The sequence below is a fragment of the Pantoea sp. JK genome (assembly GCF_026130245.1).
Lineage (GTDB): Bacteria > Pseudomonadota > Gammaproteobacteria > Enterobacterales > Enterobacteriaceae > Pantoea > Pantoea trifolii.
In genome coordinates this window covers 587,248-601,173 of sequence record NZ_JAINFN010000003.1, presented here as the reverse complement: position 1 = coordinate 601,173, position 13,926 = coordinate 587,248, and the positions used below count along the sequence as shown (strand labels likewise).

The window sequence follows — 13,926 nt, the reverse complement described above, 5'->3', positions numbered from 1 at the left end:
GGTCTCCCGGCCGTATCCATCATATAACGCTGAACAATGCCTATGACAAATACACCATTGTGCTTCGCCATGCCAATACATTCTGCTGATAGTTAGTTTAGCCGAAATACACTACATCAACCGGACTTTGTCATTACCTGGTGTGCACCGCGTTAAAAAAGCGCCAGAAAACGGGCTTCTGGCGCTTATCACAATGCGAAGTTTTATACGTTACAGTCGGTTACTGACCCATTCCTGCACGCCAGCTAGCGCGCCAGACAGCGCCTGCGGATTTGTACCGCCGGCCTGAGCCATATCTGGGCGACCACCGCCTTTACCGCCAACCTGAGAGGCTAGTTCGCCAATCAGCTCGCCAGCTTTTACGCGGTCAGTGAGATCTTTGGTCACACCAGCAATCAGTGAAACTTTTCCATCATCAACCGTTGCCAGCACGATGATGGCAGACGTTAACTGGTTTTTCAGGTCGTCGACCATGGTACGCAACATTTTCGGCTCAACGTTGCTCAGTTCACTGACCAGCAACTTCGTGCCTTTAACGTCAACAGCCTTACTGCTCAGTGAAGCGCTTTCCTGCGCAGCTTGCTGATCGCGCAGTTGTTGCAACTCTTTTTCCAGCGCACGGACGTGATCAACCAGGCCGCGCACCTTCTCATTCAGATTACTGCTATTGGCTTTCACCAATTGCGCCACATCCAGCAGCTGTTGGCTCTGCGCATTCACTTGTGCCAACGCACCTTCGCCGGTTACGGCTTCAATACGGCGTACACCTGCAGCAGTACCCGATTCAGACTGAATGCGGAACAGGCCAATATCCCCGGTACGCAGTGCGTGGATACCACCACAGAGTTCGGTAGAGAAATCGCCCATGGTCAGCACACGTACGCGCTGATCGTACTTCTCACCAAACAGCGCCATTGCGCCCTTCTGTTTTGCGTCATCGAGATCCATGATTTCGGTCTCAACGGCAAGGTTGCGGCGAATTTGTGCGTTAACAATATCCTCAACCTGACGGATTTCCTGCGGCTTCATGGCTTCAAAATGAGAGAAGTCGAAACGCAGATACTTATCGTTAACCAGCGAGCCTTTCTGTCCTACGTGATCACCTAATACCTGACGCAGTGCGGCATGCAGCAAGTGCGTGGCGGAGTGATTCAGACGGATGCGCGCGCGGCGGGTTTCATCAACCTGGGCATGCAAACGGTCACCAACGCGTAACTGACCGCTGCTCAGCTTACCGATATGACCAATCGCTTTACCATACTTCTGCGTGTCCTGAACGCTAAATTCAGCATTCTGCCCAGCCAACACGCCGGTATCGCCAACCTGTCCACCTGACTCGCCATAGAATGGCGTTTCGTCAAGCACGACCACCGCGTCCTGACCTGCGCTGATCTGCTCGACTTGCTGACCGTCGACGAACAGCGCTTCGACTGTCGCGTTCAGTTCCAGATGATCATAGCCTTTGAAGTCGGTTGCGGCATCGATGCGAATGACATTGTTGTAGTCGGCACCAAAACCACTGGCTTCACGCGCACGCTGACGTTGCTGCTCCATCGCGGTTTCAAAACCAGCCTCATCAATCTTCAGATTGCGCTCACGGCACACGTCAGCGGTCAAATCCGCCGGGAAACCAAAGGTATCGTATAGACGGAACACCGTTTCGCCATCAAGGGTATCGCCCTGCAGCTTCGCCAGCTCTTCATCCAGCAGCGCAAGTCCACGCTCCAGCGTTTTAGCAAACTGCTCTTCTTCGTTCTTCAGCGCGTTTTCAACATGCTTCTGCTGACGCTTCAGATCTTCACCTGCGGCACCCATCACCTCGATCAGTGGCGCAACCAGCTTGTAGAAGAAGGCTTCTTTCGCACCCAGCATATTACCGTGACGCACTGCGCGACGAATGATACGACGCAATACATAGCCGCGGTTTTCGTTCGATGGGATTACGCCATCGGCGATCAGGAAGGCACAAGAGCGGATATGGTCCGCGATTACGCGCAACGACTTGTTATCCAGATCGGTTGCGCCAGTTACCTGTGCAACAGACTTGATCAATTTGGCGAACAGATCGATTTCATAGTTGGAGTTAACGTGCTGCAGCACGGCAGCAATACGCTCCAGACCCATGCCGGTATCCACTGACGGTTTCGGCAGCGGCTCCATGGTGCCGTTGGCCTGACGGTTGAACTGCATGAAGACGATGTTCCAAATCTCGATGTAACGATCGCCATCTTCTTCCGGGCTGCCCGGCGGGCCACCCCAGATATGATCGCCGTGATCGAAGAAAATTTCGGTGCATGGACCGCAAGGACCGGTGTCGCCCATCTGCCAGAAGTTATCTGATGCGTAAGCGCTGCCTTTGTTGTCACCAATACGGATAATGCGCTCGCGCGGCACACCAATATCGTTAGCCCAGATTTCGAAGGCTTCATCGTCTGTTTCATAGACGGTCACCCACAGGCGCTCTTTAGGCAGCTTAAACCACTGCTCACCCGTCAGCAGTTCCCATGCATAAGCGATCGCTTCTTTCTTGAAGTAATCACCAAAGCTGAAGTTGCCCAACATTTCAAAGAAGGTGTGATGACGTGCCGTGTAGCCCACGTTTTCGAGGTCGTTATGCTTGCCCCCTGCACGCACACAACGTTGAGACGTCGTTGCGCGCGCATAGTCGCGCTTATCCTGACCGAGGAAAACATCTTTAAACTGGACCATCCCGGCATTGGTAAACAGCAAAGTCGGGTCGTTGTTCGGTACGAGGGAGCTGCTGGCTACAACCTGATGTCCCTTGCTATGAAAAAAGTCGAGAAACGCTTGACGGATCTCAGCAGTGCTCTTGCTCATAAAATTCCTGGAATCACGCTAACGAACGTTCCCTTTCGCTGGCAAACCTTATCCATCCGGCCTGCCGCTGACTGAGGAACAAAAAGTGGGAATAAGATAAATTTTCTTCAGTGGGAAGTAAAATCACATCGCCTTTCAGTCGTCACTATTTCTGAAAACAGCCTGAATATCTTCCATCATAAAGCCTTTCGACATCAAAAAACGCTGAACCTTGCTTTTCTCGGTCCAGGTTTGCGGTAAGGGTTCGCCAAATTTGCGTTTGGCAAGGTCGGCTGCGCACTGGCTCCAGTCCACCTCGGTATCGAACAGCGCCTGATTGATCTCATCGCGGCCAATGCCCTTTTGCTGCAACTCCATACGCACACGCTGTGGACCATATCCCTTACGTGCACGGCTTTGAATAAAGCGTTCGGCAAAGCGCTCATCGTTGAGCCAACCGCTCTCCTGACACCAGTCGAGCACTTTTTCCAGTAACTCATCGGGAATCGGCGTGTTTTCCTGCTGCTGCAGATAGGCCGCACGTTGGGAAGAGAGTTGCAACTTACGCTTCAGCTCTTCGCGACTGTGATCGCGCTGCGAGAGGATACGCATAGCACGGTCCAGCAAACGGGAATATGTTGGCACAGGTGCCGCAGATGGTGACGATGACATAGGATCAACCTTGTTCTAACAGTCGTGCAGGGACGCAGGGTAAAGCAAGAAGGCAGAGAGGAAAAGCACTGGCGGGGAAAAGCAAAACGGGAGCATCTCTGCTCCCGTTAATATTTTAGAAATCTTCGTTAGTTTCGCTGGCTTCTTCGCGATCATCAGCGGAGATTTTCGCGGTGTCTGCGGCGGCGACCTCACCACTTAGCAGCAAGTCACGCAGCTTCTTGTCGATCTCATTCGCAATCGCTGGGTTCTCTTTAAGGAAGTTGGTGGAGTTAGCTTTACCCTGACCAATCTTCTCACCGTTGTAGCTGTACCACGCACCGGCTTTCTCAACCAGCTTGTGCTTCACGCCAAGATCCACCAGCTCGCCGAAGGTGTTGATACCTTCGCCGTACATGATTTGGAATTCAGCTTGCTTAAACGGTGCCGCAATTTTGTTCTTCACGACTTTCACGCGGGTTTCGCTACCGACAACTTCGTCGCCCTCTTTAATCGCACCGATACGGCGGATATCCAGACGAACAGAAGCGTAGAATTTCAGCGCGTTACCGCCGGTTGTGGTTTCCGGGTTACCGAACATCACACCAATCTTCATACGAATCTGGTTGATGAAGATCAGCAGCGTGTTGGACTGCTTCAGGTTACCCGCCAGCTTACGCATTGCCTGGCTCATCATACGGGCGGCCAGACCCATGTGTGAATCGCCGATCTCGCCTTCGATTTCAGCTTTCGGCGTCAGCGCCGCCACGGAGTCGACGATGATGACGTCAACTGCGCCTGAACGCGCCAGCGCATCACAAATCTCCAGCGCTTGCTCACCGGTATCCGGCTGTGAACACAGCAAGTTATCGATATCCACGCCCAGTTTTTTTGCGTATACCGGATCCAGTGCGTGCTCGGCATCGATAAAGGCACAGGTTTTGCCTTTGCGCTGTGCAGAAGCAATAACCTGCAGCGTTAGCGTGGTTTTACCCGAAGACTCCGGTCCGTAAATCTCAACGATACGTCCCATCGGCAAGCCACCCGCGCCCAGCGCGATATCCAGTGACAGTGAGCCGGTAGAGATGGTTTCGACATCCATTGAGCGGTCTTCACCCAAGCGCATGATGGAGCCTTTACCAAATTGCTTCTCAATCTGGCCCAGTGCGGCAGCTAAAGCCTTCTGTTTGTTCTCGTCGATCGCCATTTCCACTCCTAATCATGCTGGGTGAGTCGACATCAAGTATGTCGCTCGTTCTGTTGCCACTAATTATACTGTATGGTCATACAGTATCAAGTTTAATTTATCATAAATTCATCAAGCAGCGTTTGCAGCGCCCAGACCACTGATTGACGGCGCACCGCATCACGGTCGCCAGCAAAGATCTGGCGCTGCGCTAATACGCGCCCCTCTGGTCCCACAATCGCAAACCACACGGTGCCCACCGGTTTATCGGGCGTGCCACCATCTGGACCGGCAATACCGCTTACCGCGATGGCGTATTCCGCCGCCGCTGCTTTTGCCGCACCGGTCGCCATCTCACGCACCGTCTGTTCACTTACGGCGCCATGCTGCTGCAGTGTTGTGTCCTGTACGCCCACCATCTGCTGCTTAGCTTCATTGCTGTAAGTGACGAAACCGCGCTCAAACCAGGCGGAGCTGCCGCTGATATCGGTAAAGACTTTCGCAATCCAGCCACCGGTGCAGGATTCCGCTGCGGTCACCGTTGCCTGACGTTTCTTCAGCTGCTCGCCAATGCGGCGACTTAGCTGCTGTAACTGTTCATCGTTCATCGCCTTCTCCCGTTGTGGCGCTTCACGTTAGCAGTAAATGGTGCGCTGAAAAGCCCTTTTCAACCTTCAGCCATCATTTCTGCGTACTGGCTTCCAGATACCTCAGCCTGTTTTCACTGCAACCATAAACAGGCGCGGGAAGGCTAACAAAACCTGGCCGTTACTGCGTGCGGGGTAAGCCGGAATAAGTGCCTGATGATAGTCATGGAGAAATGCTGCCTGCTGGGTTTCATCAAGCCCAGCAAGGAAAGGACGCAGCCCGGTGGCACGCAACCAGGTAATGATGCCCTGCGCATCTGCCATCGGGTGATAATAAGTGGTGCGCCAGATATCAACCTTGCAACCCGCATCGGTCAACAAGTCGTAATAATGATCGGTAGTCAGCAGACGTTTGCGATCCGCCGCCTGAGGTGAAATCAACGCCTGCCACTTTTCATTCGCCGCCACTTCACGCATCAAGCGGTGCGACGGTTCTTCAAGGTTATCGGGCATTTGAATCGCTAACGCGCCATCGATGGCCAATTGATCAACCAGATGTGGCAGCAAGGTGTGATGCTCGGTCAACCACTGCAGCGAGGCATTGGCATAGATGACCTGCTGCGGCTGTTCGGCCTGCCAGCGACGAATATCGGCCTGCTGAAAGTGGCAGGCGGGAAGACGTTCACGCGCCTGTTCTAACATTGCGGCAGAGCTATCAATGCCGGTTATCTGCGCCTCTGGCCAGGCTCGTGCCAGTAGCTCGGTGCTGTTGCCGGGTCCGCAACCAAGATCAGTGGCAAAGCGCACATCACTGAGCGGAATGCGCTCCAATAGCTCACGCGCCGGGCGGGTTCGCTCTGATTCGAATTGGCGATACAGCTGTGGATTCCAGTCTTGCATGGCAATGCTCCTGTCTTGGCTGAGGGGCTAAACACTACCTGTTTTTCTCGCTTTAATAGAAAGAGAAAAGTGCGATATCTCACCTTTTTATCCTCGCCAACTGGTTAGCCTGCGCAGATAGCATTAAGTTAAAACGATGTTTCATTTTTTAACCAAGGAGCTTGTTATGTCTGCACAACCCGCATTGCCCGGCGTATGGTGTCCGTCAGTAACGCCCTTCGACAGTAACAATAATCTGGATATTGATGCGCTTAGCCGCCATTTTTCGCGCCTGAATCAATCAGGCATTGATACCTTGCTGTTGATGGGCAGCATTGGCGAGTTTGCCTCGCTCTCTCAACAGGAGCGCCTGTTGCTGATCCGCGAGGCGCGCCAACTCTCGCCACTGAGCATGGTGGCAAACGTCTCCAGCACCTGTATTGCGGATATGCTGCAACTGGCGGATGCGGCCTGGCAGAACGGATTTAATGCTGTGATGGTGCTGCCTCCTTACTATTACGGGCAGACACACAAACAGCTGCTGAGCTATTTCAAGGCGCTGGACACACAGCTGGGCGGCAAATGGTTCGCCTACAATTTCCCCGCGCGCACCGGCTGCGATTTAACGCCTGCGCTGGTCGCAGAACTGGCGTCGGAGTTACCCAACTTTATTGGCATCAAAGACACCATGGATTGTTTGTCGCACAACCGCGCAATGATTGAAGAAACGAAGAAAGTGCGTAGCGATTTCACCGTACTTTCCGGCTATGACGAATATCTGCTACCCAATCTGCTGGCTGGCGGTTCAGGTGTGATTTCCGGCTTGAACAATATTGTACCGGAGCTGTTTGCCCGTGCGATGCAGGCCTGGCGGGCGGGCGATTTAGCGCAGCTCAGTGAGATTCAGCAACGCATTGGTAAACTGATGGCGATTTACACCATTGGCGATGATTTTGTTACCACCATAAAAACGGCCGTTGCACGCCGATTTGATTCAATGCGCAGCTACTCGCGCAATTATGGTGGCGAGCTAACAGCGGAACAGTGCGAGGAGGTGGATCGGTTGCTGAATTGAAACAAGCAGGACGGCGCCGAGCCGTCCTGTGATTAGTTCTTTTTGACGAACTCAGATTTGAGTTTCATCTGACCAAAGCCATCAATCTTGCAATCAATGTTGTGATCGCCTTCCACCAGGCGAATGCTTTTGACTTTGGTACCAATTTTCAGCGTAGAAGAGCTGCCTTTAACCTTGAGATCTTTAACGACAGTTACGCTGTCGCCATCCGCTAGCAGGTTGCCGTTGGAATCGCGCACCACCAAGCCGTCAACTGCATCATCGGCGTTTGCCGTCCAGATGTGGCCGCAAGATGGGCAATTCAGGTTCTCGCCATCTTGCCAGGTGTAATCGGCCTGGCATACAGGACAGGCAGGTAAGGTACTCATAAGCGCTCCTCAGAAGTCGGATGCGGTGAAGATGGCACCGCAAAAGGGGCGCCATCTTATACCCTCACACTTTATATGGACAGCATTAAAACATGCCGCCCTGACGTGCTTTAGCCACGGCTTCACCCAACTGCCACACCGCCATTGCATAGTGGGTGCTGTGGTTGTAGCGCGTAATGGCGTAGAAGTTGGGCAGGCCGTACCAATATTGATAACTGGTGCCGAGATCCAAACGCAGCAAGCTTACCTGAGAGTTACCATCCAGCGATCCCTGTGGCGTTAAACCACTCGCGGCTAAGGTGCTTACCGGGTACTTGGTTTTAAAGCCATTCTCCAACGCTGGAGCCTGACCGCTGGCTGGCACCGCAACGTTTTCACCCGCACGCCAGCCGTGTTCTTTAAAGTAGTTGGCTACGCTGCCAATCGCATCAACCGGATCCCAAAGGTTGATATGACCATCGCCATTAAAATCGACCGCATATTGCTTATATGAGGATGGCATGAACTGTCCATACCCCATCGCACCGGCAAAGGAGCCGCGCAGATCCAGCGGATCGTCTTGCTCTGTGCGCGCCATCAGCAGGAAGGTCTCCAGCTCACCACTGAAGTAAGCTGCACGACGCGGGTAGCTAAATGACAAGGTTGCCAGTGCATCCAGCAAGCGCGTTTTGCCCATTACCCTGCCCCAGCGCGTTTCAACGCCGATAATGCCAACAATGATTTCCGGCGGCACACCGTAAACCTGCTGCGCACGCTGTAGCGCATCCTGATACTGATTCCAGAATGCCACGCCATTCTGCAAGTTATCCGGCGTAATAAACTTATTGCGATAGCGAATCCATGCACCGTTTGGTCCGGTTGGCGGCGTGTAGCTCGGCGCTTGCTGGTCCATCAGGCGCAGTACGTAATCCAGACGCTTCGCCTGGCCAATCACCGCGTGCAGCTGCTCACGGTTAAAACCGTGTTTTGCCACCATTTGATCAATAAATTGTTCAGCGGCAGGGTTACCCGCAAAATCGCCAAACATCGGTTGAACCGCGTGCGAAGGTTCCAGCAAAAAACCGCCTTTAGGTGCAGGCACAACGGCGGGCTGCTGATGGGATGCAGGCTTACTGCTGCAGGCAGCAAGCAAAGTAATAAGCGGAAGAAGAGCAACCTTAAAACGCATTGGATATCCATAAGCCAGGTGAAACCGTAAGCACTCATGGTAATCGTTCATTGGAGTGACATACAGAGCAATATCTTAAAATTTAACCGTTTCCCGCCTGTTTCAGCCGGTTACAACGTGAATTTGCGAAACGGCTCCACACTTTACCTTTTTCATTAAATTTTGCTTTTTACCGTTTGCAGCAATTTGTTATGGTCGGCAGCCATAAAGCCCTGCTGGCGGATGAAGGTCCGGTGGCAAAAATGGTAATATCCCGCTTTCGTTATCCGTCCACACGATAACGACACTTCCGGGCTGCATTGACCCAGCCTCAGGTAATTAAAAGAATGAACGTTGAGTGAGAATGAGATGAAAGGAGCAGAGCAAATGGACTTTAGTGGCCATACGCCGATGATGCAGCAATACCTGCGCCTGAAGGCCGATCATCCTGACATCCTGCTGTTTTACCGCATGGGCGATTTCTACGAGCTGTTTTACGATGATGCGAAACGCGCTTCACAGCTATTAGAGATCTCCCTGACCAAACGCGGCGCTTCTGCCGGTGAACCGATCCCGATGGCGGGCGTGCCTTACCATGCGGTTGAAGGCTATCTGGCGAAACTGGTCCAGCTCGGCGAATCGGTGGCGATCTGTGAACAGATTGGCGATCCGGCCTTGAGCAAAGGCCCGGTTGAGCGAAAAGTGGTGCGTATCGTTACACCCGGCACCATCAGCGATGAAGCCCTGCTGCAAGAGCGCCAGGATAACTTGCTCGCCGCTATCTTCCAGAGCCAACGTGGTTTTGGTTATGCAACGCTGGACATCAGTTCTGGCCGCTTCCGCCTGAGTGAACCCGGCGATGTGGAGACGATGGCAGCAGAACTGCAGCGCACCAATCCGGCTGAACTACTCTATCCCGAAGATTTCCAGGCCATGACATTGATCGATCAACGCCGTGGCCTGCGTCGCCGTCCGCTGTGGGAATATGAAATCGATACGGCGCGCCAGCAGCTGAACCTGCAATTTGGCACCCGCGACTTAAGTGGTTTTGGCGTTGAGCAGGCGCATCTGGCGCTACGCGCTGCAGGATGCCTGCTGCAATATGTCAAAGACACGCAACGTACTTCGCTGCCGCATATTCGCTCGCTGAGCATGGAGCGCCAGCAGGATAGCGTGATCATGGATGCTGCTACGCGCCGCAACCTGGAAATTACGCAAAATCTGGCTGGCGGCATTGAAAACACACTGGCGGCGATACTGGATAAAACCGTTACGCCAATGGGCAGCCGTATGCTGAAACGCTGGCTGCATATGCCGCTGCGTGATGTCACGACCATTGCTCGGCGTCAGGAGTCTATCGCAGAACTGCAATCGCTTAGTCAAGAGCTGCAGCCGGTGCTGCGCCAGGTGGGCGATCTGGAGCGTATTCTGGCGCGACTGGCACTGCGCACCGCGCGCCCACGCGATTTGGCACGTATGCGCCATGCCTTCCAGCAGTTGCCAGCGTTAAATCAACAACTTGAAGGCGTTGAGGCCACGCAGTTAATTAATCTACGCTCTCAGATGGGCGAATTTACCGAACTGCGTGAGTTGCTGGAACAGGCGATCATTGAATCGCCGCCAGTGCTGGTGCGCGACGGTGGCGTGATCGCTCCGGGATACAACGCTGAACTCGACGAGTGGCGTGCGCTAGCCGATGGTGCCACCGATTATCTTGATCGTCTGGAAATCCGAGAGCGCGAGAAACTCGGGCTGGATACGCTGAAAGTCGGCTTTAACGCGATTCACGGCTACTACATTCAGGTCAGCCGTGGTCAAAGCCATCTGGTGCCGATTCATTACGTTCGCCGCCAGACGCTGAAGAATGCTGAACGCTATATCATTCCTGAACTAAAAGAGTATGAAGATAAGGTCCTGACGTCGAAGGGCAAAGCGCTGGCGCTGGAGAAAGGTCTCTACGATGAGCTGTTTGACCGCTTGCTACCGCATCTTGAAGCCCTGCAAATCAGTGCGGCTGCACTCTCTGAGCTGGACGTGCTAGCAAACCTGGCCGAACGTGCATGGACGCTGAATTATTGCCGCCCGGTGCTGCAAGAAAAAGCCGGCATCCGTATTACTGCAGGCCGCCATCCGGTGGTCGAGCAGGTATTGAAAGAGCCGTTTATCGCGAATCCGCTGTCACTCTCACCGCAGCGTCGCATGCTGATCATTACCGGCCCCAATATGGGCGGTAAAAGTACCTACATGCGCCAGACAGCGTTGATCGCGCTGATGGCGTGGATAGGCAGCTATGTGCCAGCAGAAGAGACCGTCATCGGCCCTATCGATCGCATCTTCACGCGCGTCGGGGCTGCTGATGATCTGGCTTCCGGACGCTCAACCTTTATGGTGGAGATGACGGAAACCGCCAACATTCTGCATAACGCTACCGAAAACAGTCTGGTACTGATGGATGAAATCGGGCGTGGCACCTCAACTTATGATGGTTTGTCGCTGGCATGGGCCTGCGCTGAAAGTCTGGCGAACCGCATTAAAGCCATGACGCTGTTCGCCACCCACTATTTCGAACTGACCACGCTGCCAGAAAAAATGGAAGGCGTCGTGAATGTGCATTTGGATGCGGTCGAACACGGCGACACCATCGCCTTTATGCACAGCGTACAGGATGGCGCTGCGAGCAAAAGTTATGGTCTCGCGGTGGCGGCGCTGGCGGGCGTGCCGAAGGAAGTGATTAAGCGCGCACGTAACAAACTGAAGGAGCTGGAAGCGTTATCTGGCAGCTCTGCCGCATCCACGGTGGAAGGTTCGCAAATGCAGTTGCTGGTGGCGGAAACCTCATTGGCGGTTGATGCTCTTGAGGCGCTGGACCCAGACAGCTTAACGCCGAAGCAAGCGCTGGAATGGATCTATCGCTTGAAAACGCTGGTGTAGTTATTCGCCCGCCCAGAAGCAACGTTCTGTGCGGGCTATTTTTTCTGTCTGACAATTCCCTGGTGTTAAGCAATATCAGCAGGCTCATCCCAATCAACTCGCCCCGCTTTAAATCACGCTATATCCCCCATCAATCACTAAATTCTCACCATTGACCATGGCCGCTTCATTGCTGCTGAGATACAGCACTGTGCTCGCGACTTCGTCTGGCGTGGCAAAACGTCGCGAAGGAATTTTTGATTTCATCTGCTCGGCTCGCTTCCCATGCCAGTAACGCTTACCTAATTCCGTCTCAACTACCGTAGGTGAAATGGCATTGGCGGTAATGCCAAACGGCCCCAACTCTGCTGCCAACACGCGCGTAAAAGAAACCATGCCTGATTTGCTGGTGCAGTATGCCGCGTGCTCATTGAGCGCAATGACGCTGGCCTGTGAGGCGATATTAATCAAGCGGCCAAAACTTTGTGCCTTCATATAGCGGGTACAATGCTGAGCGAGGAAGAATGGCGCGGTCATGTTAATCAACATCGTGGTATTCCAGCTGGCGAGTTGCACTTCGCCGACGCCTTCCAGCATGCCAATACCGGCGTTATTGACCAGAATATCGATACGGCCAAAATCCTGATGGATTTGCTCTACCAGCTCGCCAAGCGCCTCGACGTTAGCCAGATCGAAAACGTAACCTCGCGCAGGATTGTCCATCTCGTTGGCAACCGATTTGACCTCTTCTGCGCGATCAACCATCGCGACTTGCGCGCCCGCAGAACTTAAACAGCGAGCAATAGCGTAGCCAATTCCCGATGCGGCGCCGGTGACAATGGCGACTTTATTTTGCAGTGAAAATAGTGTTGTCATGTTGCTATCCTTTTCATTGAGGGTATTTATTCGGATTCGGTAGCTGTTGTCTTCAACGGTACGTTACGCTCTAACTTTGGTTGGGGATTACGAATAAAGAATGTCATCACGCCGCCGGCAAAATAGAGCAGAGAGAAAGTAATAATCACGTGCTTGATTTCAAATGACAGACCGAACATCAGTGCAGCAACCGCCGGGCCAATCAGATTGCCGAAACCACCGCCCAGATTTTGTACCGAGACAGCCGCGCCTTTATGTTGCGGCGCCAGCATCGGGAATATCGCTCCCATCGGCACAAAGGAAGTGAGTGTTAAAGCTAATAACAGCGCGCAGACGATGGCCAACGCCAGATTGCCAGGGAAAAGCGAGGGTAAATAATAGAAAGCGGCAGTGGTAATCGTGCATCCGAAGAAGCCAAACCAGCGCATTTGAAAAATCCAGCCAATGCGATCGCCAATAATGCCCCAAAGTACATTGGTTAAAGGTTGCACGAGGAAAAACACGCCCCAGATAGTCGCCCACTCTTTAGTAGAAAAACCTAATTCACGGGTAAAATAAATCGGCATAAACACCGGCAAACCAAATAATGCCACATTACATAAGATGCGCGTTATCAGTGCAAAGAACATACTGCGATCTTCAAAGATTAAGGTTATTCCACGTGATATTTCACGTAATTTTTCTTTGCGGCTAACGCCTTCACTATTTAGATTTTCTTCACTCTGATTTTTAACCGTAAGGAATATAATCATGCCACCCACCGCAGCAAACAGCAGTGAAAGCCAAAGCGTATTAATGAAGCCAATTTCAGGTACCAGAAGGCCAGAAAGGAAGGAAGCCGTGATGCCATAACCAATGGTAAACATCGACCATATCCAGCCGGTAGCAGAGGCAAGGCGATGCTCAGGCGTACGCTGCACCACTAATACGTAGAAGCCATAAAAGAACAACGGATAAGCGAAGCCACGCAACGTGTAACTGACCAGCATCCAGATAAAGTTATTTTCACTCACGCCAAAGTAAACAAATACGGCATGTAGCACCATCCACCAAATAGCGCCGGTGAGCATGATTTTCTTAGGACCATAAATTTCACTGACCGCGCCAGAAAGCCAACTTGAGACCGCAGCAGTTAATGCATAAACGGTGAAAACTAATGAAACTTGTTTTTCTCCATAGCCGAGATCGTAGAGATATCGTGAAAGATGAGCCAACTCAATGCCATCACCGGTCATGAAGATGGCCATCGCAATATATCCCCAAAGTAGAGATATTGGCATTCCGAAAACCACTCTGGAGTAGGGTGACTTTGTACTGCTGCTTTGCACACTCATTGTTCTTCTCACTCCCTTTTAACTATTCATTACCTGAATATCCTGGTGATACAGCGAGCAAGAAAATGGCATAGCATCGAGCTAAAAACTTTTATG

At 52.6% G+C, this 13,926-nt stretch carries 11 protein-coding genes; 2 read left to right on the top strand and 9 right to left on the bottom strand.

Features of this window, described 5'->3' with window-relative positions; translation table 11 throughout:
• Positions 1-210: 210 nt before the first annotated feature.
• From alaS to tam, 5 genes are all read right to left on the bottom strand, one after another.
• Positions 211-2,838, bottom strand: a complete 2,628-nt coding sequence (alaS, locus tag PanJK_RS10220) for an alanine--tRNA ligase (RefSeq protein WP_265299437.1) — start codon at positions 2,836-2,838, stop codon at positions 211-213.
• Positions 2,839-2,973: 135 nt separating this feature from the next.
• Positions 2,974-3,429: a regulatory protein RecX gene (locus PanJK_RS10215; protein WP_265299435.1), complete on the bottom strand. Its 456-nt coding sequence runs from the start codon at positions 3,427-3,429 to the stop codon at positions 2,974-2,976.
• Positions 3,430-3,604: 175 nt separating this feature from the next.
• Positions 3,605-4,675 (bottom strand): recombinase RecA, encoded by a 1,071-nt coding sequence (recA, locus tag PanJK_RS10210; RefSeq protein ID WP_008104515.1) that lies wholly within the window; start codon positions 4,673-4,675, stop codon positions 3,605-3,607.
• A gap of 92 nt (positions 4,676-4,767) precedes the next feature.
• A complete protein-coding gene (gene pncC / locus PanJK_RS10205; protein WP_265299432.1) occupies positions 4,768-5,262 on the bottom strand; it encodes a nicotinamide-nucleotide amidase in 495 nt (164 codons plus the stop codon).
• A gap of 102 nt (positions 5,263-5,364) precedes the next feature.
• Complete coding sequence (tam, locus tag PanJK_RS10200) at positions 5,365-6,141, bottom strand: trans-aconitate 2-methyltransferase (protein WP_265299429.1); 777 nt, start codon at positions 6,139-6,141, stop codon at positions 5,365-5,367.
• Positions 6,142-6,307: 166 nt separating this feature from the next.
• Here tam and PanJK_RS10195 point away from each other — a divergent pair, with 166 nt between their 5' ends.
• Positions 6,308-7,195 (top strand): dihydrodipicolinate synthase family protein, encoded by an 888-nt coding sequence (locus tag PanJK_RS10195; RefSeq protein ID WP_265299426.1) that lies wholly within the window; start codon positions 6,308-6,310, stop codon positions 7,193-7,195.
• Between the two features lie 32 nt (positions 7,196-7,227).
• On the opposite strand, the gene PanJK_RS10190 is transcribed toward PanJK_RS10195, so the two are convergent.
• Both PanJK_RS10190 and mltB read right to left on the bottom strand, forming a co-directional pair.
• The gene (locus tag PanJK_RS10190; RefSeq protein ID WP_265299424.1) at positions 7,228-7,563 is read right to left on the bottom strand and encodes a zinc ribbon domain-containing protein YjdM; all 336 of its coding nucleotides are present in this window, start codon (positions 7,561-7,563) and stop codon (positions 7,228-7,230) included.
• An 85-nt stretch (positions 7,564-7,648) separates the two neighbouring features.
• The gene (mltB, locus tag PanJK_RS10185) at positions 7,649-8,731 is read right to left on the bottom strand and encodes a lytic murein transglycosylase B (RefSeq protein ID WP_265299422.1); all 1,083 of its coding nucleotides are present in this window, start codon (positions 8,729-8,731) and stop codon (positions 7,649-7,651) included.
• A gap of 366 nt (positions 8,732-9,097) precedes the next feature.
• On the opposite strand from mltB, the gene mutS reads away from it, so the two are divergent.
• Positions 9,098-11,641, top strand: a complete 2,544-nt coding sequence (gene mutS, locus PanJK_RS10180; RefSeq protein WP_265299420.1) for a DNA mismatch repair protein MutS — start codon at positions 9,098-9,100, stop codon at positions 11,639-11,641.
• A gap of 108 nt (positions 11,642-11,749) precedes the next feature.
• Here the strand turns inward: mutS and PanJK_RS10175 are convergent, their stop codons facing one another.
• Positions 11,750-12,496, bottom strand: a complete 747-nt coding sequence (locus PanJK_RS10175) for a GolD/DthD family dehydrogenase (protein WP_265299419.1) — start codon at positions 12,494-12,496, stop codon at positions 11,750-11,752.
• 26 nt (positions 12,497-12,522) lie between these two features.
• Entirely contained in the window at positions 12,523-13,776 is a 1,254-nt protein-coding gene (locus PanJK_RS10170) for an MFS transporter (RefSeq protein WP_265299486.1), read from the bottom strand.
• Positions 13,777-13,926 lie beyond the last annotated feature (150 nt).

Bases quoted from the DNA above. Each gene is read 5' to 3' on its own strand.
- alaS (WP_265299437.1), bottom strand. From the start codon at position 2,838: ATGAGCAAGAGCACTGCTGAGATCCGTCAAGCGTTTCTCGACTTTTTT.
- PanJK_RS10190 (WP_265299424.1), bottom strand. From the start codon at position 7,563: ATGAGTACCTTACCTGCCTGTCCTGTATGCCAGGCCGATTACACCTGG.
- PanJK_RS10215 (WP_265299435.1), bottom strand. From the start codon at position 3,429: ATGCGTATCCTCTCGCAGCGCGATCACAGTCGCGAAGAGCTGAAGCGT.
- mltB (WP_265299422.1), bottom strand. From the start codon at position 8,731: ATGCGTTTTAAGGTTGCTCTTCTTCCGCTTATTACTTTGCTTGCTGCC.
- PanJK_RS10175 (WP_265299419.1), bottom strand. From the start codon at position 12,496: ATGACAACACTATTTTCACTGCAAAATAAAGTCGCCATTGTCACCGGC.
- PanJK_RS10170 (WP_265299486.1), bottom strand. From the start codon at position 13,776: ATGCCAATATCTCTACTTTGGGGATATATTGCGATGGCCATCTTCATG.
- tam (WP_265299429.1), bottom strand. From the start codon at position 6,141: ATGCAAGACTGGAATCCACAGCTGTATCGCCAATTCGAATCAGAGCGA.
- PanJK_RS10195 (WP_265299426.1), top strand. From the start codon at position 6,308: ATGTCTGCACAACCCGCATTGCCCGGCGTATGGTGTCCGTCAGTAACG.
- pncC (WP_265299432.1), bottom strand. From the start codon at position 5,262: ATGAACGATGAACAGTTACAGCAGCTAAGTCGCCGCATTGGCGAGCAG.
- mutS (WP_265299420.1), top strand. From the start codon at position 9,098: ATGGACTTTAGTGGCCATACGCCGATGATGCAGCAATACCTGCGCCTG.
- recA (WP_008104515.1), bottom strand. From the start codon at position 4,675: ATGGCGATCGACGAGAACAAACAGAAGGCTTTAGCTGCCGCACTGGGC.